Annotated in this window: 22 protein-coding genes; 11 read left to right on the top strand and 11 right to left on the bottom strand. The window is 66.7% G+C overall.

What is annotated here, in order from left to right:
* Positions 1 to 10: 10 nt before the first annotated feature.
* A complete protein-coding gene (locus N911_RS17980) occupies positions 11 to 1,441 on the bottom strand; it encodes a radical SAM protein (protein ID WP_029896160.1) in 1,431 nt (476 codons plus the stop codon).
* Positions 1,442 to 1,633: 192 nt separating this feature from the next.
* On the opposite strand from N911_RS17980, the gene N911_RS0108365 reads away from it, so the two are divergent.
* Together N911_RS0108365 and N911_RS0108360 are read left to right on the top strand one after the other, a co-directional pair.
* Positions 1,634 to 3,310: a glycosyltransferase family 2 protein gene (locus N911_RS0108365; protein WP_051694100.1), complete on the top strand. Its 1,677-nt coding sequence runs from the start codon at positions 1,634 to 1,636 to the stop codon at positions 3,308 to 3,310.
* Positions 3,311 to 3,330: 20 nt separating this feature from the next.
* Complete coding sequence (locus N911_RS0108360) at positions 3,331 to 5,109, top strand: 6-hydroxymethylpterin diphosphokinase MptE-like protein (RefSeq protein ID WP_029896156.1); 1,779 nt, start codon at positions 3,331 to 3,333, stop codon at positions 5,107 to 5,109.
* A 26-nt stretch (positions 5,110 to 5,135) separates the two neighbouring features.
* Here N911_RS0108360 and gltA read toward each other — a convergent pair whose 3' ends face one another.
* On the bottom strand, positions 5,136 to 6,557 hold the full coding sequence (gltA, locus tag N911_RS0108355) for an NADPH-dependent glutamate synthase (protein WP_029896154.1): 1,422 nt from the start codon (positions 6,555 to 6,557) through the stop codon (positions 5,136 to 5,138).
* Positions 6,550 to 7,389, bottom strand: a complete 840-nt coding sequence (locus N911_RS0108350; protein ID WP_029896152.1) for a sulfide/dihydroorotate dehydrogenase-like FAD/NAD-binding protein — start codon at positions 7,387 to 7,389, stop codon at positions 6,550 to 6,552. Before N911_RS0108350 ends, gltA begins: the two co-directional genes overlap by 8 nt.
* A gap of 266 nt (positions 7,390 to 7,655) precedes the next feature.
* Here N911_RS0108350 and N911_RS0108345 point away from each other — a divergent pair, with 266 nt between their 5' ends.
* Positions 7,656 to 8,075 (top strand): hypothetical protein, encoded by a 420-nt coding sequence (locus N911_RS0108345; RefSeq protein ID WP_029896150.1) that lies wholly within the window; start codon positions 7,656 to 7,658, stop codon positions 8,073 to 8,075.
* A gap of 160 nt (positions 8,076 to 8,235) precedes the next feature.
* On the opposite strand, the gene N911_RS0108340 is transcribed toward N911_RS0108345, so the two are convergent.
* The gene (locus N911_RS0108340; RefSeq protein ID WP_029896148.1) at positions 8,236 to 9,228 is read right to left on the bottom strand and encodes a glycosyltransferase family protein; all 993 of its coding nucleotides are present in this window, start codon (positions 9,226 to 9,228) and stop codon (positions 8,236 to 8,238) included.
* 454 nt (positions 9,229 to 9,682) lie between these two features.
* Positions 9,683 to 10,819 carry a two-component system sensor histidine kinase NtrB gene (locus N911_RS17505; RefSeq protein WP_051694098.1) on the bottom strand — a complete coding sequence of 379 codons (1,137 nt, stop codon included), beginning with the start codon at positions 10,817 to 10,819 and terminating at the stop codon, positions 9,683 to 9,685.
* Positions 10,820 to 11,021: 202 nt separating this feature from the next.
* Here N911_RS17505 and N911_RS0108330 point away from each other — a divergent pair, with 202 nt between their 5' ends.
* The gene (locus N911_RS0108330) at positions 11,022 to 11,735 is read left to right on the top strand and encodes an SDR family oxidoreductase (RefSeq protein ID WP_029896145.1); all 714 of its coding nucleotides are present in this window, start codon (positions 11,022 to 11,024) and stop codon (positions 11,733 to 11,735) included.
* A gap of 22 nt (positions 11,736 to 11,757) precedes the next feature.
* Here the strand turns inward: N911_RS0108330 and N911_RS0108325 are convergent, their stop codons facing one another.
* Both N911_RS0108325 and N911_RS0108320 read right to left on the bottom strand, forming a co-directional pair.
* Positions 11,758 to 12,810, bottom strand: coding sequence for a sulfotransferase domain-containing protein (locus N911_RS0108325; RefSeq protein ID WP_029896142.1), 1,053 nt, complete (start codon positions 12,808 to 12,810; stop codon positions 11,758 to 11,760).
* A 480-nt stretch (positions 12,811 to 13,290) separates the two neighbouring features.
* On the bottom strand, positions 13,291 to 14,181 hold the full coding sequence (locus N911_RS0108320; RefSeq protein ID WP_029896140.1) for a hypothetical protein: 891 nt from the start codon (positions 14,179 to 14,181) through the stop codon (positions 13,291 to 13,293).
* Between the two features lie 122 nt (positions 14,182 to 14,303).
* Between N911_RS0108320 and dapF the strand changes: the two genes are divergently transcribed.
* Positions 14,304 to 15,149 (top strand): diaminopimelate epimerase, encoded by an 846-nt coding sequence (gene dapF, locus N911_RS0108315; RefSeq protein ID WP_029896138.1) that lies wholly within the window; start codon positions 14,304 to 14,306, stop codon positions 15,147 to 15,149.
* A 97-nt stretch (positions 15,150 to 15,246) separates the two neighbouring features.
* On the opposite strand, the gene N911_RS0108310 is transcribed toward dapF, so the two are convergent.
* Complete coding sequence (locus N911_RS0108310; protein ID WP_029896137.1) at positions 15,247 to 15,732, bottom strand: acyl-CoA thioesterase; 486 nt, start codon at positions 15,730 to 15,732, stop codon at positions 15,247 to 15,249.
* Positions 15,733 to 15,868: 136 nt separating this feature from the next.
* Between N911_RS0108310 and N911_RS0108305 the strand changes: the two genes are divergently transcribed.
* Positions 15,869 to 16,183 (top strand): carboxymuconolactone decarboxylase family protein, encoded by a 315-nt coding sequence (locus N911_RS0108305; RefSeq protein WP_029896135.1) that lies wholly within the window; start codon positions 15,869 to 15,871, stop codon positions 16,181 to 16,183.
* Positions 16,184 to 16,266: 83 nt separating this feature from the next.
* Here the strand turns inward: N911_RS0108305 and N911_RS17500 are convergent, their stop codons facing one another.
* The 3 genes from N911_RS17500 to N911_RS0108290 form a co-directional block, all read right to left on the bottom strand.
* A complete protein-coding gene (locus N911_RS17500) occupies positions 16,267 to 16,629 on the bottom strand; it encodes a hypothetical protein (protein ID WP_029896133.1) in 363 nt (120 codons plus the stop codon).
* 150 nt (positions 16,630 to 16,779) lie between these two features.
* Positions 16,780 to 17,109, bottom strand: a complete 330-nt coding sequence (locus tag N911_RS0108295; RefSeq protein WP_138774363.1) for a hypothetical protein — start codon at positions 17,107 to 17,109, stop codon at positions 16,780 to 16,782.
* 248 nt (positions 17,110 to 17,357) lie between these two features.
* Positions 17,358 to 17,759, bottom strand: a complete 402-nt coding sequence (locus tag N911_RS0108290; protein ID WP_029896128.1) for a hypothetical protein — start codon at positions 17,757 to 17,759, stop codon at positions 17,358 to 17,360.
* A 185-nt stretch (positions 17,760 to 17,944) separates the two neighbouring features.
* Here N911_RS0108290 and N911_RS0108285 point away from each other — a divergent pair, with 185 nt between their 5' ends.
* From N911_RS0108285 to N911_RS0108265, 5 genes are all read left to right on the top strand, one after another.
* Complete coding sequence (locus N911_RS0108285; RefSeq protein WP_029896126.1) at positions 17,945 to 20,182, top strand: vitamin B12-dependent ribonucleotide reductase; 2,238 nt, start codon at positions 17,945 to 17,947, stop codon at positions 20,180 to 20,182.
* A 95-nt stretch (positions 20,183 to 20,277) separates the two neighbouring features.
* Positions 20,278 to 21,030 (top strand): cell division ATP-binding protein FtsE, encoded by a 753-nt coding sequence (gene ftsE, locus N911_RS0108280; RefSeq protein WP_051694335.1) that lies wholly within the window; start codon positions 20,278 to 20,280, stop codon positions 21,028 to 21,030.
* A complete protein-coding gene (locus N911_RS0108275; protein ID WP_035104567.1) occupies positions 21,030 to 21,902 on the top strand; it encodes a cell division protein FtsX in 873 nt (290 codons plus the stop codon). The genes ftsE and N911_RS0108275 overlap by 1 nt, the downstream gene beginning before the upstream one ends.
* Positions 21,903 to 22,014: 112 nt before the next feature.
* Complete coding sequence (locus N911_RS0108270; RefSeq protein ID WP_029896120.1) at positions 22,015 to 22,698, top strand: hypothetical protein; 684 nt, start codon at positions 22,015 to 22,017, stop codon at positions 22,696 to 22,698.
* Between the two features lie 108 nt (positions 22,699 to 22,806).
* On the top strand, positions 22,807 to 23,643 hold the full coding sequence (locus tag N911_RS0108265) for a sensor histidine kinase (RefSeq protein ID WP_029896118.1): 837 nt from the start codon (positions 22,807 to 22,809) through the stop codon (positions 23,641 to 23,643).
* The last annotated feature ends 243 nt before the right edge of the window (positions 23,644 to 23,886 follow it).

Genomic DNA, 23,886 nt, shown 5'->3' with positions numbered 1-23,886 from the left:
GGCGGTGTTGTCAGATGACCATGCCATGCCAGTCCATGCCTCGCAGCTGCTTGAGGACATCGTTGCGCAAAAGCGGGGTCATGGCCAGGATGACCACGTCCACGGCCTCCTCGTCCAGGGCCTGCGGCCCCATGACCGGGTGGCCGTCGCAGGTGGAGCCCCACTTGGCCCGGTCGTTGTCGATGAAGCCCACGAAGGAGAAGCGGTCCCTGGCCTCGGCCAGCCAGTCCGCCCAGGAATGGCGGTAGTTGGAGCCGGTGCCCCACACCGCCACCCGCTTGCCGTCCGCCCGTCCCGCGGCCAACCACTCGTCCGGGTCCTCGTCCAGGGCGCGGCAGTCCGTGCCGTGGGCCTCGGCCGCTCCCTCCAGGGTGTGCCGGTAGCGGCGCAGCCCGGCGGCCCCGCGCGCGAGGCCCGCCTCGTCCAGCAGCCGTTCGGCCTCCAGAAGATTCTCCCGCCAGGGCAGTGTTTCCAGCAGGGCGGGGTTGCCGGCCAAGTCCTCGTGGCGGGTCTGGCGGGTGGGGGTCAGGGGCTGGAACAGGGGCTGGATGGAGCGGTCCAGGCACCAGCGCACGTACTCCACCAAGCCTTCCACCGAGGTTTTCATGAGCACGGTGGAGGCGTTGACCACCCAGCGGTCCTTGCCCAGCCGCTCGCGCATGTCCGCGACCCTCTCCAGATTGGCTGAAACCTTCTCCCAGGAGCCGCCCCGGCGGATGCGGGCGTACCGCTCGCCCACGGCGTCAATGCTGACGTTGAGTTGCATGCGGCGGATGGAGCGCAGGTCGTCCAGCACCCGGTCCAGCAACAGTCCGTTGGTGATGAGATGCAGGTGCAGGTTGGCCAGCCTGGGGTCGGTGGCCATGGCGTGGATGAAATCGATCGCCTCGCTGGAGACAAGCGGCTCCCCGCCGCTGACCCGGAAGCTGTCCGCCGCCTCAAGCGCATCCATGTTCTCCAGCAGCGCCCGGCCGGAGACCTCGCCCACCTTGGCCTTGTCCCGGGAGTCGTGCTGGGCGCACATGACGCAGCGCAGGTTGCAACGGGTGGTGAACTCCGCGCTGTAGCGCACCGGCAGGTGGTCGGAGTCGGGATCGGCAGCCTGGCTGGCCTCCACCGCCTTGCGGTAGTTGGCCTCCTGTTTGGGCGCCAGATCGTCGGGGATTTCCGGGGCGTAGCGGTCCGCGGGGGTGAGGTTGCGGCAGCCCCGGCAGCCGCTGTCCGCCACCTCCCCGTCGCGGAAGGCGCGGCGGATGTCGCGGTACCAGTCGGTGTACCACAGGGCCGGGATGTCCAGCTCCTCCACGGACAGGGGGAAGGGCTTGCCTTTGTAGAGGCAGCAGCACAGGGTGCCGATGCCCAGGGGGGTGAAGTGCAGGTCGGTCCAGGGGGCCAGGCAGCGCGGTTCGGTCATGGGGCGATCCAGCTGTTTGGGCGACATGGCCGGGGAACATCCCTCCGGCCTGCGCCGGGAAAAGCAATATCCGTTCCACCATGTCCCGGCAACCGGCCGCCACACGGCGGCGGGGCGGATTGACCCCCTCACACCCTGCGGGTACCTTGCCGTGGTGTCGGCGGTCCGGGCTTTGCACGCGCCCGGCAGGAACACCGAACGCCAACCCACGCGACCGTCATGCAGCAGACCCTCAGCACCGTCCTCCGCCGCCACCGCCTCTTCGGTTACCCCGACCCCTCCTGGTACATCTGGGGCGCGGGGCAGATCATCCAGCGCGTCTCCGAGACCTCGCAGCGGGGCGGGATGGAGCGCGAGCGCTACCAGGCCTTGCATACGGCCATCCATCTGCTGCGCCAGGGCGGCGTCTTTTCCCCCTTCGACCGCGACCTCTTCAACATGCTCTTTCAACTGCAGGGGCTGGTGGGCCTGCCGGACGAGAAAGTCGCCTGGCACCGTTGGGCCTTCGACCAGGTGCGCGGCCTGGAGATGGACAGCCAGGGCGAGGCCGTGGTCCGGGTGGACGAGGCGCGCGGCGATCCCGCCAAGGTGGCCGCAGCCCTGGACCGCGAGCCGCCCATGCACGAGCGCTACCTGCTCCTGCTGGAACTGTGGCGGCTGGGCGAGCGGCCGGAGTTTTTGCGGCGGGCGCGGCGTTTTATGGCCCTGGAAGGCACGGCCCCGGCCGGTCCCGCCCTGGCCCTGGCCGCCTGGCGCGCCGGGGAGGACGACCTGGCCCGGGAGTTGGCCGGCGCTTCGCCCGCCACCTTCCTGCACCACCTGCTGGAGGGCGAACGGTCCCGGCGGGCGGGCGACCTGGAAACCGCCCGGGGCTACTGGCGGCTGTCCCTGAAGATGGAGCCGCTGCAACCCACCCTGGTCTACAAGATCGCCGACTCCCTGGCCCCGCCACCGGAGAAGGGGCTGGTGGAGCGGGCCGACGTGCACGTGGCCTACTACACCTTCAACAAGCTGGACATGACCCTGGACACCCTGCGCAGCCTGCTGGCCTCCAACATCGGCCCGGCCACGGTCAGCCTGCTCAACAACGGCTCCACCGCCTTCTCCCGGGGGGAGCTGGAGGCCGGTGTGGAAGCCGTGGCCCAGGGGCGGGAGGTGAACCTCGTCCACTTGCCCACCAACATCGGCGCACCCGCGGCCCGCAACTGGCTGCGCAACCTGCCCGAGACCCACGCCGCCGACTACCTGGCCTACCTGGACGACGACGTGCTGCTGCCAAGGGACTGGCTGGCGCACTACCTCCAGGACCTCAAGGAGGATTCCAGGGCGGTCTGCGCCGGACCGCTGTGCCTCAACCCCGGAAGTATTCCCACCATTCAGTACGTCTGGCGGTTCTTCGACGAGATCGGCGACCAGAAGATCCGCTTTTCCAACAACTGCCCGCAGTACATGGACTTCGGGCAGTACGACGCGCGCCGCCCCGCCCTCTCGGTGATGGGCTGCTGCCATCTTTTTGACATGCGCCGGGTCAACGGCCTGGACCTGCCCGGCTTCGACATCCGCTTCTCCCCCTCCCAGGTGGACGACCTGGAGCACGACATGCAGATCTGGAAGGCGGGCGGCACGGTGGTCTACGACGGCCGCGTGCGGGTGGTGCACCGCCAGGACGCCGGGCGGCAGGCTCCCATGACCCGGGCCTCCCTGGGCAACGTGCTCTCCAACCACCGCAAGATGGAAGCCAAGTGGAGCCTGGAGGATCTGACCCGGGTGGAGGCGCGGGTGCGCGAGGCGGACGACGCCCACTACCGCCGCTGTCTGGACATCGCCTCGCCCCTGCTGCCCCAGAATGTACGCGACTGGCTGGCGGCCTACGACCTGCCCGAACCCCGAAGCTGACCCCAACCGCGCAGGAACGCATGATACGAACGTCCATAGGCTCCCTGGAGAAGTACGACGGCCGCTCCCTGGTGCTGGCACTGGGACCGGTGGCGGCGGAGGAGATTTCCGAAGGGGCCGTTCGCGTGCCCTCCTTTTCACCGGAGGAGTTGGAGGCGGCCCGGGCCACCCCGGTGGAGCGTTTCCGCCACGGCGTCCACTTCCTGCTGGCACAGGGGGCCTGGGAGGAAAACCCGGAGGCGGTGCGGGAGATGCAGGCCTGGGCGGTGTCCGTCCACTACAAGTATTTCCACCTTCCCGCCGCCTCGGAGGATCTGCCAGACCCCCAGGGCGTACGGGAGAATACCCCTTTCAACATCCTCCACCACCTGCGGCTGGCCGAAAACGTTCCCCTGCATCTGCTACACCCCTTGGCGGACAAGCTGTCCGGCGCGGGGGAGGGCAAGCCGGCCCTGCTTCTGCTGCCCGGCCCCAGCCTCAAGGAAATCGGCCCCCACTTGGCCGAGCTGAAGAAGCACTGTCTGCTTGTCACCATCTCCCGCTGCCTGCCAATGTGTCATCAGCACGGAGCCATGCCCGACTTTTTGGTGCAGCTGGACTGCACCAGCCAGCAGGGCCTGTTTTTCCCCGAGTACCTGGACCTCTCGGGCACAACCCTGGTCGCCTTGAGCGTGGCCCCTGTGGCGGAAGTCGCCCACCGCTTTGCCGGCGTATTCTTCATGGAGTCCTTCAGCCCGGACATCCTGCCCAACCCCTTCCGGCTGCGCGAGTCCTGGCTCAGCTCGCTCATGCCCTGCATGGGGCTGGCCGAGACCCTGGGCTGCTCGCCGGTGGTCCTCACCGGTTCGGACCTGTGCTTTCCCGTGGAGGGAGAGGTCTACTACTCCGGCGCGCTGCGCGCCCCCAAGCCCAAGCAGGGGCGCTGCCAAGCCCCGTTGCTGGACGATTCGTGTCACCACATCCAGCTTGACGACCGCCATGGCCAGCCAAAGCGGACCACCTTCCACTACCTTGCCACCGCCGGGGAAGTGGAAACGGTCATGCGCGAGATCACCGAAACGCAGGGAGTATCCTTCCGGGTGTTGGAAGGCGGCGGAATCCTCTCGGCCGATTTGGCCCCGGACGTGTCCGGCCGGGAACTGCTGGACATGCCCACCCTGGACCGCACCGGCCTGGAGGCCGGATTGGCTGAGGCCGACCGGGGAGAGGAATCGCTGCATCCACTGCGGCTGAAGATGAGCCTGCTCAAGCAACTGGAGTCGCTGACCAGCCAGCGGCGGCTGGTGGAGGGTATTCCCCAGGAAGGGGCGGTGGAGTGGATCGACCGCCATCCTTTCCTCAAGAGTTTGGCCAAGGCCGGGGGGAGCAAGCGGGTGCCCTTCATGGACAAGCCCCAGGTGCTGGGCGCGCTGCGGGAGATGCTGGACCGCTGGGAAAATCGATTGCGGCTGGGGCTGGCCTGGACGGCCTTGGCCATGAGCCTGGGCAAGGGGCAGGACATCCACCTGCTGGCCCTGCGCGAGGAGCGGAGGGCCTGGGCGGAACGTATCGCGGGGGAGCTGGCCGGAGCCAGGGTGCGGATTTTGGTTCTGGCCGACGGCGGGGGCACGGACGCGGATGACGAAGTGCCCTACAACGACCTCTTTCGCTGGCTGCAGGCTCGCACCGCCCTGGCGGCCACGCCCGAGGCGATGGCCGCGGTGCGGCGCGTCATTCCCTGGAAGGACTTCCCCCAGATCGTGCCCTTCGCCGAGCTTGCCCGGCTGTACCGGGCTCGCCCGCCCGCGGGCCGCGCCTAGCGAGGACGGCCCGCGGAGGAGGAGGTTCAGGCGGGTTCGTCGGGCATGGCCCCCAGCCGTTCGGCGATGGCACGGGCCGCGCGGCGTCCCGTGCCCATGGCCAGGATGACCGTGGCCGCGCCAGTGACGATGTCGCCCCCGGCGTACACTCCGTCCACGGAGGTTTCGCCGGTCTCCTCGTTGACCTTGATGTAGCCGCGCTCGTTGAGGTCAAGCTCCGGCGCCGCCTCCAGCAGCACCCGGTTGGGGCCCGCGCCCACGGCCACCACGGCCAGGTCGCACTCCATCTCCCAGATGTCGCCCTCCACCGGCTTCGGCTTGCGGCGGCCGGATTCGTCCGGGTCGCCGAGCGCCATGCGCTGCAGCCGGATTCCGCGCAGGCGGCCGTCCTCGCCGGAGAGGAATTCCACAGGCGAGTTGAGGATCTCCAGCTTCACCCCTTCCTCCAGGGCATGATGGATCTCCTCCTTGCGGGCGGGCATCTCGTCCTGGGTGCGGCGGTAGACCACGGTGACTTCGCTCGCGCCCAGGCGCAGGGCTGTGCGGGCGGCGTCCATGGCCACGTTGCCCGCGCCCAGGATGATGGCCTTGCGGCCCCGCGCCGGGGGGGTGTCGTGGGTGGGGAACTCGAAGGCCCGGCCCAGGTTGGCCCGGGTCAGGAACTCGTTGGCGGAATAGATGCCGATGCTGTTCTCGCCAGGAATTCCCAGAAAACGGGGCAGGCCAGCGCCGGTGGCCGTGAAGACCGCGTCGTGCCGCTCACGCAGGCTGGCCAAATCGATGGTCTTGCCGCCCACCCAATTGAGCCGCATTTCCACGCCCAGCGAGGCCATGGCCTCCACCTCGCGCTTGACCACGGACTTGGGCAGGCGGAACTCGGGGATGCCGTAGGCCAGCACTCCGCCGGGCTCGTGCAGGGCCTCGTACACGGTCACGGGGATGCCGCGCGAGGCCAGGAACCCGGCGCAGGTCAGCCCGGCCGGGCCGCTGCCCACCACGCCCACGCTCACGTCGTCGCGCATCACCGGGCAGACGGGCTGGTCGGAGACCACCTCGCAGTCCCCGGCGGCGTACATGTCGGCCACGAACCGCTCCAGGCGGCCGATGGCCACGGGCTCGCCGGTCTTGGCCAGCACGCATGCCCCCTCGCACTGGATTTCCTGGGGGCAGACGCGGCCGCAGACCGCGGGCAGGGAGTTGGTGTGCAGGATGGCCCGGTAGGCGGACTCCAGGTCCTTGTTCTGCAGGTGGCCTATGAAGGCCTTGATATCCACCTCCACGGGGCAGCCTTCGATACAAGTGGCCTTTTTGCACTGCAAACAGCGGGCTGCCTCGGCCAGGGCGAGCTCCCAGTCGTAGCCCAGGCCCACTTCCCTAAAATCGGCGATCCGCTCGGCCGGATCGCGCTCGGGCATGGCGGTGCGGGGGGGGAGTTTTTTCTTAGCCATCCCGCAGCCTCCGGAAGTCTTCCATGGAGAGGATTTCGTCGCCCCGGAAGGCGGCCAGCCTGGCGCGCAGCTCGGCGAAGTCAACCTGGTGGCCGTCGAACTCCGGCCCGTCCACGCAGGCGAAGCGGGTTTCGCCGCCCACCGTCACGCGGCAGGCGCCGCACATGCCCACTCCGTCCACCATGATGGCGTTCAGCGAGACCGTGGTGGGCACGTCGAACTCCCGGGTCAGTTCGGCCACAGCGGCCATCATGGGCACCGGGCCCACGGCCACCACCTCGCCCACGTCCGGGTCGTTCTCCAGCCGCTCGCGCAGGGCTTCCGTGACCATGCCCTTGCGCCCCATGGAGCCGTCATCCGTGGTGACGACCACCTCCGGGCAGAAGCTCTCCAACTCGTCGCAAAAGAGCAGCAGGTCCTTGGAGCGGGAGCCGATGATGGACACCACATGGTTGCCCGCGGCGTGGTGGCCCTTGGCGATGTGGTGCATGGCCGCGATGCCCGTGCCGCCGCCCACGCAGACCACCGTGCCGCGCGGCTCGATGTCCGTGGGCCGGCCCAGGGGGCCGCAGACGTCCAGAATCTCGTCCCCGGCCTCCAGGGAATCCAGCAGGGCCGAGGTCTTGCCCACCACCAGAAAGACCAGCGTTATGGTTCCTCGCGCCGGATCGGTGTCCGCGATGGTCAGGGGAACGCGTTCCCCGGTCTCGTTGACGCGGATTATGACGAACGTTCCCGGCTTGGCCGTTTCGGCTATGGCCGGGGCATCGAGATCAATCCTGGAGACGGAGCCGGGAATGAGCTGTTGCTTTTCGAGAATTTTCGTCGGCATATATGTCCTTTTGGTCTGTGCATCGCACCATCCACTTCCCCGCGCGCATGACTACTCAAAGGACGGTCCCCTGGCAAGGCGCTGTCATGCTCTTGCCAAACGGGTCTGCACGTTCTATGGTTGAAATGTCCGAGGTGTCCGGCGAAAGCGGGCACCGAGCCGTCTACCATGGATGGTAGACGCGCGGAACCCCCGCCGTTCGCCTCCGGGAAGGCGGGATCGGCCGACGGCGACGGAACCGCCGCAGGCCGGATGGAGTGATTCCCGTGCGCATCGATTCCCACGGCTACACGCCCTACGACGACGCGGTCAGCCGCTTTCGAGCCCAGGAGCTTGGGCAGAACGCGCGGCAGCAGCGCGACCAGGCCCAGGCCAGAGTGACCACTACCCAGGTGGGCTTCAACCTCGGCAAACTGGGCGTGCGCTACCGCTCCGAGGACATGCGCCTGGACCACGAGGCCATGGACCGCCAGGCCGAACAGCAGGAGCACCGCCGCCAGGCGCGCTCTTTCGGGCAGGCCATGGAGGAAGCCGTCCTCCGTGCCCGTTCGGCCCAGCCGCCGCCGGACCAGGCCGGAGACCTCTCTTCCCTGACCACCATGCGGCAGGGACTGGCAGCCTACGCCAAGGCCACCTATGCCGGGCCCAGCCAGCCCACGCCGCGCCCTTCGCTGGGCACTGTGTAGCCTCTGGCCTCGCCAGACGCAGCCGCTTTTCCCTGAAGGAACCGTTCACCGTGCGCGCCGAAAGGCCATGCAAACGGCGTGACAATATGTGGCGATGTCCGGCCGACGGACTTTTTCCCCGTGCACGCCCTGCTATCCCCCATCCGGCGACCCGGCCGCGTCAGTCTTCCGACACCCCCGCCGCCCTGAGGTAGGCCCGGCGCAAATCCCCGTCCTCCAAGCTCTCCGCCCAGTGAAGGCAGAGCACCCTCAGCCCCCGGGCCAGTTCCTCCGCCCGGTCAGGCCGCGTCCGCCGGGCCTCCCGCGCCGCCTCGCTCCGCAGCAGCCCGTCCAGGGTCTCCGCCCGCCTGGACTGGCGGTGGTTGGCCTCCACCTCGGCGTTGCCCGCCCTGGCCATGGCCTTCCGGCCCGCCGGATCGGCCAGCAGGGCGGACGCCTTGGCCGCCGCGTCCGCTGGGTCCAGGTTGGCATAGGTCTGCAAATGCACGCCCGGATGGAACAGGTCGGATTGGCCATGCCCCACCTCCGGCGTCAGCAAGCACGCCCCGCAGGCCAGGGCCTCGAACACCCGGAAATTGAGGTCGCCCCGCTCGGCCACGTTCAGCACCACCCGCGCCTTGGGAAACAACTCCGCGTACGCGCCCGTGGTGATGTGCAACCCGCCGCCCAAAAGGCGCGACATCTCCGCCAGGAATACGTGCCGCCTGGGCGTGGTGGACGGATCCACGTGGCCGGCGAAAAGCACGTCCCACTCCTTTTCAGCCTCCCAGTCCGGCTTGTGCCACTCTTTGGGATACGGCGGCAGCCAGGCCACCCGGTCCACGGACAGTTCAGCCGCGAACCTCGGCAAATGGTCCCGCAGGGAAAGCGCGCAGCAGTCGAACGCCCTGGCATAGGCCGGGTACCAGCCGTGGATGTGCGAATCCACGCAGTAAAAACAGGTCAGCGCCGGAAACGACTCCAGCCCCGCCAGCGGCGGTGGAAAACTACGGTCCGAATAGACCACCACCTCCGGCTCGCACCCGGCCCGCTGGCACAACCCGGACCAGTCCAGCACCTCCGGCCGCTCCAGCGGCACGTGCGTCACCTCGTACCCCATATCCCGCATGCGCCCGGCAAACCCCGGCGTCCCAAGCCAAACCATCTTCGTCATGCGCCCGGTTATCGGCCTTCAAGGCAAGACAGTCAATGAATTGGGGAAGAGAGGACGAGGGAAGAAGGGAAGATTTCGCCCTGCGGGCGACCAAGGGGCTGCGCGCCCCCTGGACCCTGCGGCAAACTACCTTTGCATGTGTATTCGCGGGATGGCGTGGGGTGGGGAGACACGCGGGAGCACCCCGGCGCATGAGTGATTGCGGAGCGCGTCTACCCCGTAAAATCAAAATCCGGCCGTCTGGCTTCAGATGCGTTCGACGCGGAGTTGGGCTGTGCTCCCCGGCAACGCTACACCCGTACCACGCCCCCGAGCGAAGCGAGCGGTAAAGAGTTTTGTGGAAAGATGGAGGGAGTTTGGGGGAGGAAGGAAACCACTTTTTCAAAAGTGGTTTCCTTCCTCCCCCAATGCCTTGAACCACCACCCCAGCCAATCTATCCCATTCCCGGCCAATCTATCCTGGGAGTTCCACGCGCAGGGTGGTGCCTTGGTCCTCGGTGGAGGTGAAGGTGATGTCGCCGCCGTGGATGCGGGCTATGAGGCGGGCGGATGTTGTTCCCAGGCCGGTGCCGGTTTTCTTGCCGTGGGAGACGTAGGGTTCGAAAAGGCGGTCGCGGATTTCACGGGGGATGGTTCCGGGGTTGTGGATGGTGATGACTGTTTTGCCGGTTTCGCGGCGCAGGTCCAGTGTCACGGTTTCGCCGGCCGGGGTGGCCTCGATGGCGTTCTTGAGCAGGTTTTCCAGCATGCGGTGCAGCAGGTCGGCCTCGCCCCGGTGGGGGAAACCGGTCTGCCGCAGATTGTCAGGGGGAATCTCCTCGTCATTGACGCGGTAGACGAGGTTGACCTGGAAGTCCTGGGCCGTTGACTGGAATTCCCGGTGCAGTCCGTCCAGCATGTCCGCCAGGTCCAGGTTCTCGGGCTTCAGCTCGTAGGTGCCTTCCTCCATGCGCAGGAAGTCCATGGAGCGCTGGATGGAGCCGAGCATGCGCTCGGATAGCCTGGTGATCTCCCGGGCCCACTCCCGTTCCTTGTCCGAGAGGTTCTCCGAGCGGGAGAGGAGCCGCGCCAATCCGCCGACTCCGGCCAGGGGTGACTTGAGGTCGTGGCGGGCGATGCGCTGCACGTCCTCGCGCAGCCGCTCGTGGCGTTTGCGGATGGTCACGTCGCGGATGATGGCCCCGAAGAACCGTTCTCCCCGCGAGGTCCAGGTGGAGAGGGAAAGTTCGATGGGAAACTCGCGGCCCTCGCGGTTCAGGGCGTCCAGCTCGGTGCGGTTGCCGATGAGTCGTTTACGCCCGGTCTTCATGAAGCGGCGCATGCCTTCGTGATGGGCTTGGCGAAGCCGCTGCGGGATGATCATTTCCACGTCCCGGCCAACCGCCTCGTTTTCTTGCCAGCCGAAAAGCCGTTCCGCCGCCGGATTCCAGGAGAGAACCAGGCCGTTGGCGTCCGTGGTGATCATGGCGTCCACTGACGAGTCGGCCAGGGCCCGGTGCTGGTCCTGGCATTCCGCCAGCATGGAGGCCAGGATTCGCGCCCTGCGGAGCAGTTCCTCGCGCGAGAGGGATTCGAAATCCGGGTCCGTCATGCGCGCAATCTAGCACCGCGCGCCTCCCGACGCCAGTTTCGCCTTGATTTGGCGGGAAAAATCCAGCCGCGCCCAATTCGGCGCGCCCCCGCTTCCGTCGCGGTCGCCCTCGTGGATTCAACCCGACGCCCGGCTATGCATGGCGGCGTATTTCTGTATACTGGAATGTGGTGGAAAAACCTTATTGGAAAGGAGCACTTGCATGACATTGAACGGCAAGCGGATTTTGGTTGTAGGCGCGAGTTCCGGTATCGGCAAGGCAGTGGCTCGGGCGGTGTCGGAAGTCGGGGCCGAGGTTCTGCTTTGCGCCCGGTCCAGGGACAAGCTGGAGGCGCTGGCGGGCGAACTGCCGGGCGAGGCGAGTGCGCTGCCGGTGGACGTGACGGACGAGGAGGCGGTGAAGGCCGCGCTCGACGGTGCGGGAGAGCTGGACGGGCTGGTCTGCACGGCCGGAGCCTTCAAGGTGGGCCCGGTGCGCGACCTGCCCACGGACGAGGCCAGGGCCAACTTCGAGGTGAAGTTTTGGGGCGCCTACCACGTGGCCAAGTGGGCCTGCGTGCGCCAGGGCGGGGCCATCGTTCTCTGTTCCGGCATCTGGAGCCAGCGGCCCCAGTCCGGTGTGGCCCAGATGGCCTCGGTCAACGCGGCCCTGGAAGGGCTGGCCCGCAGCCTGGCCGTTGAGTACGCCCCCACGCGGGTCAACTGCGTCTCCCCCGGCGTCACCGACACGGAGTTATACGAGAAGAACATGAACCGGGAGCAGTACAGCCATCTCATGCGCACCGTGACCGGGGAGTTGCTCACGGGCAGGCCCGGTAAGCCGGAGGACGTGGCCCAGGCCATCCTGATGCTGCTGTCCAATCCCCAGATAACCGGGGAGACGCTGGTCATCGACGGCGGCGGCAAGCTGGCCTGACGCCGCCCAGGCGCGGGACCGGCTAGGCCGCGCCGCCGGCCAGGGTCTCCCGCGCCTTGGCGTAGAAGGCGCGCATCTGGTCGTCGCCGCAGAGGTCCAGCACCCTCTCGAGGAGGTCCATGGCCTTGTCCCGGCGGTTGGTGGCGGCGTAGACCAGGGCGGTGTGGAAGATCGGCTCCGGGTCCCGAGGCGCGAGCTCAGCGGCCTGGAGGTAGTGGCGCAAGGCGGCGGGCAGGTCGCTTTCCGCCGCCCTGTGCCCTCTGCCCATGTGCTGGTGGAAGGGCAGTTCGGCCACGTCGCGCCCGGGGTCGTCCAGCAGGTCCCGAAACGGCGTGTCCTTGAGGGCGGCGACCACCTCGTCGTAGTTGCTCAGGCTGTACCGCAGCTGGGCGGGGTTGATCTTGCGCATGGGGTTGACCGGGACCTCCCGCAGCGGGGGAACCTCCAGAAAACCGAACAACCGCTGTTGGCATTCGGCCGTCAGGTAGTTGGTCTCCGGATCGATCATGGCCTCGTAGTCCACCGTCAGACAGGGGAAGTTGTCCTCGAAGATGCGCTGGTAGTGGTCGATGCGGGCGCGGGCCTCGTTGAGGAGTTGCGGCAGTTCGTTGGGGTTTGGCAGCGGCAGCAGCACGCGGTTGATGGTCTCCGTGGCGTGCATGGGCCGCTTGAGCGCCTTGCGGATTTCAGGCTGGTGCAGCAACCAGGACACGTGGCGGCGCAGAAGGTTCCGACGCACCACGTGCACCACCCGGAAGTTTTCCGCCTTGTAAACGGGCAGGAAATCGTTCTTCCATTCCAGCTGATAGTACTTCACGTCCACGCCCACCGCCTTCCTCCGCCTGCGGGAAGCCAGGTAGCGCAGGTACCTTCGGAACACCTGGGGCAGGTGTTCCAGGGAAATGACCGAAGGATCCCGCTCGATCTGTTTCAGCCAATAGTGGTGGAAATGGTGCGGTTCGGTGTGGTCCGGCATTATTTCGCCGAACGCGCGGATGTCCGGGTGGGCGTTCAGCGAGGCGTTGAGAAAAGTGGTCCCCGAACGGGGCTCGGCGAAAATCACGAATCGAACCATACCGGGAATCCCCCGCCTGAACGTTTATCCACCAGAAACCACCGGAAACCGGGCACCGGAAACATACGACCATTCCAGCGCGGCCGTCAAAAAGATGGAAGTGGGCGGTGGGAGCGAGGGGATGGCGAGTGGCCGGTTGAGGTGGTGGTTCAGGGCATTGGGGATGAAGGAGAAGCCCCACCATCCTCTTCCCCCAAATTCGCTTACCGCTCGCTTCGCTCGGGAGCGTGGAACAGCCATGTGGCAGCCGGACATTCACAGCCGAATTCCGCATCCAACGCATGTGTAGCTTGACGGCCGGGGCTGGGTTTACCGGGGAGCCGCGCCCCGCAATCGCTCATGCGCCGGGGTGCTCCCTGCCCGCGATTCCACGGTGCTCCATCCCGCGAATACACATGCAAAGGTAGTTTGCCTCGGGTCCAGGGCCGAGCAGGCCCTGGTCGCCGAAGGCGAAATCCTCACTCTTCCGAATTCTTCCTTCTACGGCAGATACCGTTTCTGATTGACGTGCAGCGAAAGGTTGAGGTGGCGGGCAATCTGGGCTGGCGGGAAGAGGGCCAGTTCCATGAGGGGGGTGGGCTGGTCGGGGTCGAGGCCGAGGCGCAGGGTGCCCGGGTCGCGGAGGAAGGCGGAGAGGGCTTCGCCCGTGGCCTGGGCGATTTGGCGCCCTTGTTGGCTCTGGGCCATCTCCAGCAGGCTTTGGGAAGCGATGTCCGCCAGGCGGTCGGTGTAGACAGCGGGGTCGAGGTTGTTTTCCTTGGCTGCCAGTGCCAGGCGTTTTTGAGTCAGGCCGTGGTCGGTGTAGGCGATTTCCGCCTGGGCGATCTGGGTGAAGGCGGCCTGGGCGGCCAATTGTCCGCCCTGCAGGCCTCCGGCGGGCAGTTCGCGCAGTTTGGCGCCTAGTTCCAGCAGGCCCATGCCGGGCGCTTCCAGCCGGGCGGCATCCAGGTCCAGCCGTCCTTCCTCGGGGTCGTAGGCGGCTTCCAGGTTGAGTTGCATGCGGATGAAGGCGGGGTCGTACTCCATCTGCCGGAAGCGGTGCTCCATCCAGGCGGGCATGTTGGGCCGCACGCCGGTGCAGTCCACCGCGATGCGGTCGGGAGGGGAGAGGGTGATGACGGCGGTTTCCACGAAGGCCGTGGTCCGCATGGCGTTGCCGGGAATCTTCAGGTCCACGCCGTGCAGGGTGACGGAGCGGGAGAAGGGCGAGGCGTCCAGGCTGTCGTATTCCACCTTGGCCAGGGCGGGGTAGGTCTGGTTGAAGCTGGCCACGGCCTTTTCGGCCTGGTTCTGCATCATCCAGCCCGCGCCCAGGTAGATGGCGAAAGCGAGCAGGGGTAGGATTGCGAGGGCGATGGTCAATTTGCGCACGGGTATGCCTCCGGAGAGGGTTGTACGCCCGCTCGGCCGAGGGGGCAACTCTCGACCTCGCCCGGGGGCTCTGGTATGTGGCGGACGGGATGGATCAATCCTTTTGGAGCGATATCGTGAAGATGAGCCTGAATATCGATCCCTCGGTGGAATTCTTCAAGATGCAGGGCAGCGGCAACGACTTCGTGGTCATCGACAACCGCACCGCCCGCGTGGCCGAGGCGGACATGGCCGACTGGGCCAAAAAGCTGTGCCGCCGGGCCTTCGGCGTGGGGGCGGACGGCCTGTTTTTCCTGGAAGGCCCGGGGGACCGCGAGGACGTGGATTTCGTCTGGCATTTCTACAACTCCGACGGCTCCCGCGCGGAGATGTGTGGCAACGGCAGCCGCTGCGCCGCGCGCCTGGCCTACGAGCTGGGGCTGGCCCCGGAGGGCTGCGCCATCGGCACGGACGCCGGGGTGGTGCACGCCCAGGTCTATCCGGACACGGGCCGGGTCTCGGTCAAGCTGACCCCGCCCCGGGACATGAAGCTGGACGCGGACCTGGGCATCGCGGGGCTGGATTTGCCGGTGCACTTCGTGAACACGGGCGTGCCGCACGCCGTGGTGGTCTCGGACGACGTGACGGCCATGGACGTGGACCGGCTGGGCCGGGAGATTCGTTTTCACCAGGAGTTCGCTCCGGCCGGGGCCAACGTCAACTTCGCCCAGGTGGCGGACGATCGGACCATGTACCTGCGGACGTACGAGCGCGGGGTGGAGGCGGAGACCTTCGCCTGCGGCACCGGGGCCTGCGCCGCCGCGGCCGTGGTCCACGAGCTGGGGCTGACCGGCGAGGAAGTGGAAGTCACCACCTCCGGCGGCGAACGCCTGGTCATCACCCTCTCCGGCGGCGACGTCTACCTCACTGGCGGCGCGGAAATGACTTTCGTGGGTCGGGCGAACCTGGAGAGCGTGGGGCTGGTGTAGATCCCCCAAGGCGATACGCCGCAAACGAAAGCCCCGCACGGCGTTTGCCGCGCGGGGCGTTTTTCCTGCAAGGGGCGGGGGAACGGAGCGAAGGGCGCTATCCCCCGGCTTCGGCCTTGGCTCTGGCCCGCGCCTGCCGCCTCTCCTCGGCCTCTTCCATGCGGCGCTGGTCGTCCTGGGTTTCGGGGATGAGGCGGGGGGTTTCGGTGGGGTGGTTGTCCGGGCCCATGGAGACGAAGGTCAGGTAGGCCGAGGCCACGTGGCTGATCTTGCCGGTGTAGAGGTTCTCCACCTCCACCCGCACGCCCACTTCCAGGGAGGTGCGGCCCACGCCGTTGACGCTGGACTTGAAGAAGACCAGGTCGCCCACCTTGACCGGCAGGTGGAAGTCGAGGCGGTCGATGGAGACCGTGACCGTGTTGCAGCGGCAGTGGCGCATGGCGGCCACGGCCGCGGCCACGTCGATGTTCTTCATGATGACCCCACCGTGCACGCTGCCGAATGGGTTGGTGTCCTGGGGCTCCATCATGCGGGTCAGCACGAAGCGCGACTCGCCCACCGGCCGTCCTTGTCTTTCGTCCATTGGTAAACCTCCGCCCCCAGGCTACCCGCAACAGCCTTCACGGTCCATACGACTTTGCGGCGGGGGACTTCTGTGTTTTCACGCAAGCTGGTATGGTGGCCCAATCGTGGAAAATCCGCAGACAAGGAGGCGAACCATGGGTAAAGACGGACCACCGGAACATTACCGCAAACTCAACGAACGTTTTCCCGAATTCATGCGCGCCGTGCAGAACCTGGGCAAGACCGCCCAGGAGTCAGGCCCCCTGGACGAAAAGACCGTGCTGCTCATCCAGCTCGGAGCGGCCGCGGCCGACCGCTCCGAAGGCTCGGTGCGCTCCCACGTGCGCCGCGCCCTGGCCGCCGGGGCGGAGGAGGCGGAAATCCAGCACGCCCTGCTGGCCGTGACCTCCACCATCGGCTTCCCCAACGTGGCCGCGGCCCTGAACTGGGCACACAAGGAGCTGGACTAGGCACGAACCATCCCGAAAACAACGGGCCGCCCTCGGCGACAATGCCGGGCGGCCCGTTTGCTTCAGGCCGGGCTGAAAGCGCGTCAGGGATGGCCCTGGCGGCGTTTCTCCTTGAAGATCTGTTCCCGCTCGTTCTCCCGCCGCTCTCGCTCCAGCTTCTCCTTCCACTGGCTATGCTCCCGCTCCTGCTTGCGCCGCATTTCTTCCAGCCGTCGCTGGCGCTGTTCCCGCATTTCCTCCAGCCGCTCCAGCCGCTCGCGTTCCCATTCCCGCTCGCGCAGCCGGTCGATCTCGTCGCGATCCTCCTCCTCCCGCCACTCTTCCCGGCGGTCCGTTTCCTCAAGCCGCTGGCCGTCCGCCTCGGCATGCAGCGGGGCTGACGGAATCAGCCACGCGCCGAGCAGCGCGGCCAGGGCCAGGGTGATGAATCGGGATGACCAGCGCATGGGGATTCCTCCATGTACAGGGAATACGCCGGGCTCACCCCGCCCGCAACGGATTTGCGGGAGCGTGCGGCTGGCGGGTACAAAAAAAGCCGCCCTCGGCGAATGGCCTGGGCGGCGTTTTCCCGGTCGGCGGGGAAGGGCGTCAGCCGTTCAATCGGCTTGTCCGTCCCCGGTGTCCCGCTTCTTTCGGCTTTCCCCGGCCTGCATTTCCTCCAGCCGTTCCTCCAGCCGCTCCTCAAGCTGGCGCATGCGGACTTTGCGTTCCTCCTCCTTCTGGCGGAAGATGCCCATGCGTTTCCGCTCCATGTCGTCCCGCCGTTCGGTGCGCGCCCGCTCCATGTCCCGAAGGATGGCCTTGCGGTCCTCCTCGAACCGCTGGCGGAGCCGTTCGTCCGGCTCCGCCGCGCCGGGTCCCTCTTGGCGCATGCGGCGCATGGATTCCAGCCGTTCCCGCCGTTGCTCCTGGATGCGTTCTTTCATGCTCTGGGCATCTTCAGCCCCCGCCGGGTCGGGCGCGGACGCCAGGAGAAGCAGCGGGACGGCCGCCAGGAGGGCAAACCGCGAGAACGGGAACGGGAGGCGGCGATGGAACATGACGGTTCTCCTTTGCTCGTTGCTGCAAGCGAGGGGGAACACTAGGAGCGAGAGCCGTTTTCGGCAAGGCGCTGGAGCGGGACCAAATGGCGGCCCGCTGCCGTGTCCGGCGGACGGGGACGGCCGGCAAGTAGCTACTTCTTGTCCTTCCAATCGGCTTTTCCCCGGTCCTTGCCGCGTCCAGGGTTGTCCATGCGGCGCTCATGCCCGAGGCCCATATGTTCCCCCTCGCGGTCGCGGCGAAGCCCTTCCTGGTCCTCCTCGATTTCTTGCAGCCGCTCCTCCCGGGCGCGCTCCATCTCGCGCTTGCGTTCCTCCCGCTGGCGCTCCATTTCATCCAGGCGCTCCTTGCGCTGCTCCTCCATTTGGCGATTCATGCGCTCGCGTTTCTGTTCCTCGCGCATCTTGCGCATCTCCTTGCCCGGAACGTCGTCTGGCTGGGCGGCGGCGGGACCGGTAAAGACGAAGCAGAGGGCCAGTACGGAGGCAAGGACGATGATCGCGGGGATTTCGCGGCGGGTTTTCGTGTTTGTCATGGTGAACCTCCTTGGCGTGATAAGGGATATCCCAGTATTCATTCCTACGCCCGCAAGGTCCGCCCCGCAAGGGTGCAAGTGTGAGACCCGGGCTCTCGGCCTCCTTTTCAATCCGCCTTGCGCCTTGAGCCCCTCGGCCCAACCATGTAGACTCCGTCATCCAAATTTATTTCTGGAGACACTGCATGACCCAACCCGACGTTCCGGCCGATCTGCCGGAACCCGTGCTTACGGACAACGCCAGGGTGGTCCTGGCCAAGCGCTATCTGCGCAAGGACGCCGAGGGAAACCCCATGGAGGACTTCCGGGGGATGTTCCTCCGGGTGGCCGGGACCGTGGCCGCCGAAGAAGCCAAATACGAAAACTCCCCGTACACGGTCGAGGATCTGACCCGGGAGTTCTACCTGCTCATGACCTCCGGGCGCTTCCTGCCCAACTCGCCCACGCTGATGAACGCGGGCACCGACCTGGGCCAGCTGGCCGCCTGTTTCGTGCTGCCGGTGGAAGACTCCATGGACGGCATCTTCGACGCGGTGAAGCACGCCGCCATGATCCACAAGTCCGGCGGCGGCACCGGCTTCTCCTTCTCCCGCCTGCGCCACGAGGGCGCGCGGGTGGGCTCCACCGGCGGGGTGGCCTCCGGCCCGGTTTCCTTCATGAAGATTTTCAACACCGCCACCGAGCAGGTGAAGCAGGGCGGCACCCGGCGCGGGGCCAACATGGGCATCCTGCGGGTGGACCACCCGGACATCCTCAAGTTCATCGAGTGCAAGAGCAGCGAAGGCACCGAGCTGAACAACTTCAACATCTCCGTGGCCCTGACCGAGCGCTTCATGCAGGCCGTGGAGAACGACGAGGAATACGAGCTGATCGCCCCGCACACCGGCGCGGTCAAGGACACCCTGCGCGCCCGCGACGTGTTCACCCGGCTGGTGCGCAAGGCCTGGGAGTCCGGCGACCCCGGCATCGTCTTTCTGGACCGGGTCAACCGCGACAACCCCACCCCGGAGCAGGGGGAGATCGAATCCACCAACCCCTGCGGCGAGCAGCCGCTTTTGCCCTACGAGGCCTGCAACCTGGGCTCGGTGAACCTGGCCGCCCTGTACGACGCCGAGGCCGACGACGGCATCGACTGGGAGGAGCTGCGGCGGGTGGTGCGGCTGTCCGTGCGTTTTCTTGACGACGTTATCGACGCTTCCCGCTACCCCCTGTCCGAAATCGACGAGAAGGTGCGGCGCAACCGCAAGATCGGCCTGGGCGTCATGGGCTGGGCCGACCTGCTCTTCCGCCTGGGCGTGCCCTACGACTCCCGCGAAGCCCTGCGGCTGGCGGACAAGGTCATGGAGGCGGTACAGGCCGAGAGCAAGGCCGCCTCCAAGGAGCTGGCCCAGGAGCGCGGCCCCTTCCCGGCCTATGACAGTTCCTCCTACGCCCAGATCAACCTCGGCCCCTACCGCAACGCCACCACCACCACCATCGCGCCCACGGGCACGCTGTCCATCATCGCCTCCTGCTCCTCGGGCATCGAGCCGCTTTTCGCCCTGGCCTTTTCCCGCAACGTCATGGACGGCGAGCGGCTGGTGGAGGTGAACCCCTACTTCGAGGACGCCTTGCGCCGAGCCGAGGCCCACTCCCGCTCGCTTATGGAGGACGTGGCCAAGAAGGGCACCATTCACGCCATGGAGCACCTGCCCGAGGACATCCGCCGGGTCTTCGTCACCTCCCACGACATCTCCCCGGAAATGCATCTCAAAATGCAGGCCGCCTTCCAAAAGCACACGGACAACGCGGTCTCCAAGACGGTGAATCTGCCAAGCGACGCCACCGAGGAGGACATCCACCACATCTACACCCTGGCCTACGAGCTGGGCTGCAAGGGCGTGACCGTCTACCGCGACGGCTCCCTGAGCGGGCAGGTGCTGTGCACCGGCGAACCGGGAGAGGTGGAGAAACCCAAGCTGGGCGAGGCCTCCCGGGTCATGCAGCGGCCGGAGATGGTCTATGGCTTCACCCGCAAGGTGCGCACTGGACTGGGCGAGCTGTACCTGACCATCAACGAGGTGGACGGCAAGCCCTTCGAAGTCTTCGCCACCATCGGCAAGTCCGGCCACTCCATTATGGCCAAGGCCGAGGCCGTGGGCAGGCTGGTCTCCCTGGCCCTGCGCTCCGGCATCGGCGTGGAGGAGATCGTCAAGCAGCTGGAGGGCATCGGAGGCGAGTACACCGTCTTCGCCAAGAAGCGGCTGCTCAAGTCCATTCCCGACGCGGTGGCCTACGTGCTGCGCCAGCGCTACATGGACGACATGAACGCGGGCAACGACTCCGGCCTGGGCAAGCCCGGCTGTCCCGAGTGCGGCGACACCCTGGTCTTCGAGGAAGGCTGCCACCTGTGCCGCTCCTGCGGCTACACCAAGTGCGGCTGAAGGGAAGCGCGTCATGAAACGGGCCGCGGCAAGCACCCCAACGGCCAAAGCGGGCCACCCCAGGGAGGGAACGTTTGTCGCGGCCTGACGCCAACATCGTCGAACTGGAGCGGGTTTCCTTCAACTTCGGCTCCTCCTGGGCCCTGCAGGATGTCTCCCTGGCCCTGGGCAAAGGGGAGTTCCTGTTCCTCACCGGCCCTTCGGGCGCGGGCAAAACCACCCTGCTCAAGCTGCTCTACGCCGCCCTGCCGCTGCGGCGGGGCACCCGGGCCAATGTCTGCGGCTTCGACCTCAAGCGCATCCGGCGTGGCCGGGTGCCCCTGCTGCGACGGGAGATCGGCGTGGTCTTCCAGGACTTCAAGATCCTGCCCCGCCGCACGGTTTTCGCCAACGTGGCCATGGCTCTGGAAGTGCGGGGCATGGCCCGGCACGTCATCGAGCGGCGGGTGCGGGCGGTGCTGCGCGTGCTGCGGCTGGAGAACAAGGCCTACGAGCCCTGCGTGCGCCTCTCCGGCGGCGAGCAGCAGCGGGTGGCCATCGCCCGCAGCGTGGTGGTCAACCCCAAGCTCATCCTGGCGGACGAGCCCACCGGCAACCTCGACGCCGGGCTGTCCCGGCGGCTCATGGACGTCTTCAAGCAGTTTCACGTCTACGGAACCTCCATCATCATGGCCACGCACTCGGCCGAACTGCTGGACACCGTGCCCGAGGCCAAGGTGCTCCACCTGCAGGACGGCCGCATGTGCACCGACGACTGCCAAGTGGAGTCCCAGCCCGGACCGCTGTCCCGCTCCCTTGACGAGGAGGGGCCGGACGCCCCGGGCGTGCCCAGCGGAGGGCGCCGCTGATGGGCCTTCTCCGTCTGGCTATCCGCGGGGTGCGCGACCTGTCGGACCACCCCTGGGCGCAGGTGTTCACCCTCATGGCTGTGACCCTGGCCGCCTTTCTGGCCGGGCTGTTCCTGCTGTTGCTGCACAACCTCGACCAGGAGCTGTCCAAGCAGCGGGGCGAGGTCACGTTCCAGGTCTACTGGGCGGAAAAGGCGGACATGGACGATGTACGCCCGGTGTGGGACGAGCTGCGAAACATGAAAGGGTTGCGCGTGCTGCGGACCTTCACCCCGGAGCAGGCCTTCGAGGAGCTCTCCGCCTCCATGGATGGCGAAATGCGGGCGGACTGGATGGGCGGGCGGCCGCCCCTGCCGCCCACCGCCCTGGCCACTTTCGAGGCGGTGGAGACGGCCGAGGGGCGGGACTGGACCCGCGTGGTCTTCGACCGCCTCAAGGAACTGGAAGGGGTGGAGTCCGTCCACTTCAACCCCCTGCAGTTGGACCTGGCCCGCTCCTGGATGCGGGTCAGCCGGGGGGTGGTCTGGCCCCTGGTGGGCCTGTTGGCCCTTGTGGCCGGGCTCATCGTGGGCAACACCATCAAGCTGGCCCAGATAGCGAGGCTGGACGAGGTGGAAATCCTGCGGCTGGTGGGCGCCACCCGCACTTACATCCAGCTGCCCATGCTTTCCGGCGGGGCGGCCTTGTGCCTGGCGGCCGGGGCCGTGGCCACGGGGCTGCTCAAACTCTTTCAGCTCCTCTCCGCAGACATCATCAACGTCCCGCCGCTGTTCATCCGCATCGACTTCCTGCCCCTGTCCCAGCTGGGCGCCCTTATGGGCGGCCTGGTGCTTGTGGGCGTGGTCAGCTCCTGGGTCGCGGTCAAGGAATAGCGTGATTCCGGCCCCTCCGCCGGGGTATCCTTTCCTACTTGTTGCATCCGGAATGTGGATATGCGAAGAGCCGTGGATTCGTCGCGTACACATACGTGGAGCCAGGAGTCTTTTGCAGTTCGTCGATTTCACCATACTCCGCCCCGGCAGGGACGAGTTCCGCTACCGGGTGGAGGCCGATACCGGAAAGGTCTGGTGCACCCAGGCGTGCGAGGGCGGCTCCCTGCGGCCGGAAGCCAGGTGCCCAACCTGCCGGGCGGATTCCGACGAGTGCCAGGCGCTCAGGATGATCCTTCCCGTGCTGCGCTTCTTCTCCACGGTCACGTCCTCGGAGCGGGTCAAGGTGGCCTACAAGGACGAGACCATCTCTGCGGTGCATGAAACCTCCGCCCAGCGGGCGGCCTTCCTGGTCATGATGCATGGCCTGGTCCTCTCCCGCTGCGTGCTCTTCAACCGCTTCCGTTTTCTTCTCAACCTCTACAAGTTCCGTCTGGACGAGCACATCTTCTTCCACATGCTGGTGACGTATTCCCTGCTCAACGCCATGTTCGAGGGGCGGGAGACCAACGAGGACGAGGTGCGCCACCGCATCGCAGAGTACACCTCGGAGATAAAGTCCCGGCTGCACCGCATTCTGCGCGGAGCGCGGCAACTGGGCGACAAGGACGCCGCCCTCAACGGCCTGAACATCATCTTCAGCGTCAATCAGCTCTCTCGCGACACCCTGGGCGGGATCCTTAAGCAGTTCCGGGATGAACTGACCCCCTCGCCGCTGGTTTACCTGCGCGGGGAGTGAAGCCATCGGCGCAGGCTTTCGCTTGGTCGCAACCGCATGGCGTGGTACAAACCGTACTCAGAGGACGATCGTACTTGGCGTGGGCATGGGCACGGTGGCGGAGGGGGAATGAAGGAATACATACGCATACCGCTGGTTTACGTGGCCTTTTCGGTCTTCTGGATCGTGTTTTCCGACGCGGCCGTGTTTTGGCTGTTCGGGGCGGGGGACGAATCCAGGCTGGCGCAGACCGTCAAGGGTACCGCCTTCGTTCTGCTCTCGGGCGGGTTGCTCTTTTATCTCTCCCGCAAGCAGTTCCGGACCATTGTCGAGCGCAATCAACGCCTCTCCGAGGTTCTGCGCGGCCAACGCGCCCTGGTCCAGGAAATCCACCACCGGGTGAAGAACAACCTGCAGGTGGTCATCAGCCTGCTCTCGCTGCAACGCTCCAAGTCCGAGGACGACCAGGCCATCGAGGTGCTGCAGGAGTGCGAGGGACGCATCCGTTCCATAGCCCAGGTCCACAACCTCCTCTACGCGGACGGCGAGCCGGGCAGCCTTGATCTGTCGCTCTACATCCGCAAGCTCGGCGCGAGCCTGCCCCGGACATACGGCTTGGCCGGCCGCGTGGAGATGGACGTGCGGGGGGGCGAGAGCAGGGTGGCCATCAATGAAGCCGTCTCCATCGGCCTCATCATCAACGAGCTCATCACCAACTCCTGTAAATACGCTTTTCACGAACGTGGACAGGGAAGTGTCTCTGTGGAGCTGACCAATGAAAACAGCGGACTGACCCTGACCTACCGAGACAACGGACCGGGACTCGACGACCCGGGGCTGGTGGAATCCGACCACACCCTCGGCTTCCACCTCGTCCGCCTTCTGACCCGCCAGCTCAACGGCACTTACGCTCTCCTGGAAAAACCCGGCCTGGCTATGCGCTTCCACTTCCCCCTGGACGAGTGATGAAAGACTGGGGGAGGAAGGAAACCACTTTTGAAAAAGTGGTTTCCTTCCTCCCCCAATCCCCCTCCATCCTTCCGCAAAACGTTTCGTCGCTCGCTTCGCTCGGGGGCGTGGTGCGGGTAAGGCGCGGCCGGGGAACTACAGCCCGGTTTCGCGTCCAAAGCATGTGAAGCGAAACGGTTGGGGCGGGGTTGAACCGGTGGACGCGTTCCACAACAGTCAGTTCGCCGTGGTGTTCCCTCT

This window comes from Desulfohalovibrio reitneri (genome assembly GCF_000711295.1).
GTDB classification, from domain to species: domain Bacteria; phylum Desulfobacterota; class Desulfovibrionia; order Desulfovibrionales; family Desulfovibrionaceae; genus Desulfohalovibrio; species Desulfohalovibrio reitneri.
This window is presented reverse-complemented; position numbering and strand designations above follow the sequence as displayed.

Bases quoted from the DNA above. Each gene is read 5' to 3' on its own strand.
- N911_RS17980 (WP_029896160.1), bottom strand. From the start codon at position 1,441: ATGTCGCCCAAACAGCTGGATCGCCCCATGACCGAACCGCGCTGCCTG.
- N911_RS0108365 (WP_051694100.1), top strand. From the start codon at position 1,634: ATGCAGCAGACCCTCAGCACCGTCCTCCGCCGCCACCGCCTCTTCGGT.
- N911_RS0108360 (WP_029896156.1), top strand. From the start codon at position 3,331: ATGATACGAACGTCCATAGGCTCCCTGGAGAAGTACGACGGCCGCTCC.
- gltA (WP_029896154.1), bottom strand. From the start codon at position 6,557: ATGGCTAAGAAAAAACTCCCCCCCCGCACCGCCATGCCCGAGCGCGAT.
- N911_RS0108350 (WP_029896152.1), bottom strand. From the start codon at position 7,389: ATGCCGACGAAAATTCTCGAAAAGCAACAGCTCATTCCCGGCTCCGTC.
- N911_RS0108340 (WP_029896148.1), bottom strand. From the start codon at position 9,228: ATGACGAAGATGGTTTGGCTTGGGACGCCGGGGTTTGCCGGGCGCATG.
- N911_RS17505 (WP_051694098.1), bottom strand. From the start codon at position 10,819: ATGACGGACCCGGATTTCGAATCCCTCTCGCGCGAGGAACTGCTCCGC.
- N911_RS0108330 (WP_029896145.1), top strand. From the start codon at position 11,022: ATGACATTGAACGGCAAGCGGATTTTGGTTGTAGGCGCGAGTTCCGGT.
- N911_RS0108325 (WP_029896142.1), bottom strand. From the start codon at position 12,810: ATGGTTCGATTCGTGATTTTCGCCGAGCCCCGTTCGGGGACCACTTTT.
- dapF (WP_029896138.1), top strand. From the start codon at position 14,304: ATGAGCCTGAATATCGATCCCTCGGTGGAATTCTTCAAGATGCAGGGC.
- N911_RS0108310 (WP_029896137.1), bottom strand. From the start codon at position 15,732: ATGGACGAAAGACAAGGACGGCCGGTGGGCGAGTCGCGCTTCGTGCTG.
- N911_RS0108305 (WP_029896135.1), top strand. From the start codon at position 15,869: ATGGGTAAAGACGGACCACCGGAACATTACCGCAAACTCAACGAACGT.
- N911_RS17500 (WP_029896133.1), bottom strand. From the start codon at position 16,629: ATGCGCTGGTCATCCCGATTCATCACCCTGGCCCTGGCCGCGCTGCTC.
- N911_RS0108295 (WP_138774363.1), bottom strand. From the start codon at position 17,109: ATGAAAGAACGCATCCAGGAGCAACGGCGGGAACGGCTGGAATCCATG.
- N911_RS0108290 (WP_029896128.1), bottom strand. From the start codon at position 17,759: ATGACAAACACGAAAACCCGCCGCGAAATCCCCGCGATCATCGTCCTT.
- N911_RS0108285 (WP_029896126.1), top strand. From the start codon at position 17,945: ATGACCCAACCCGACGTTCCGGCCGATCTGCCGGAACCCGTGCTTACG.
- N911_RS0108275 (WP_035104567.1), top strand. From the start codon at position 21,030: ATGGGCCTTCTCCGTCTGGCTATCCGCGGGGTGCGCGACCTGTCGGAC.
- N911_RS0108265 (WP_029896118.1), top strand. From the start codon at position 22,807: ATGAAGGAATACATACGCATACCGCTGGTTTACGTGGCCTTTTCGGTC.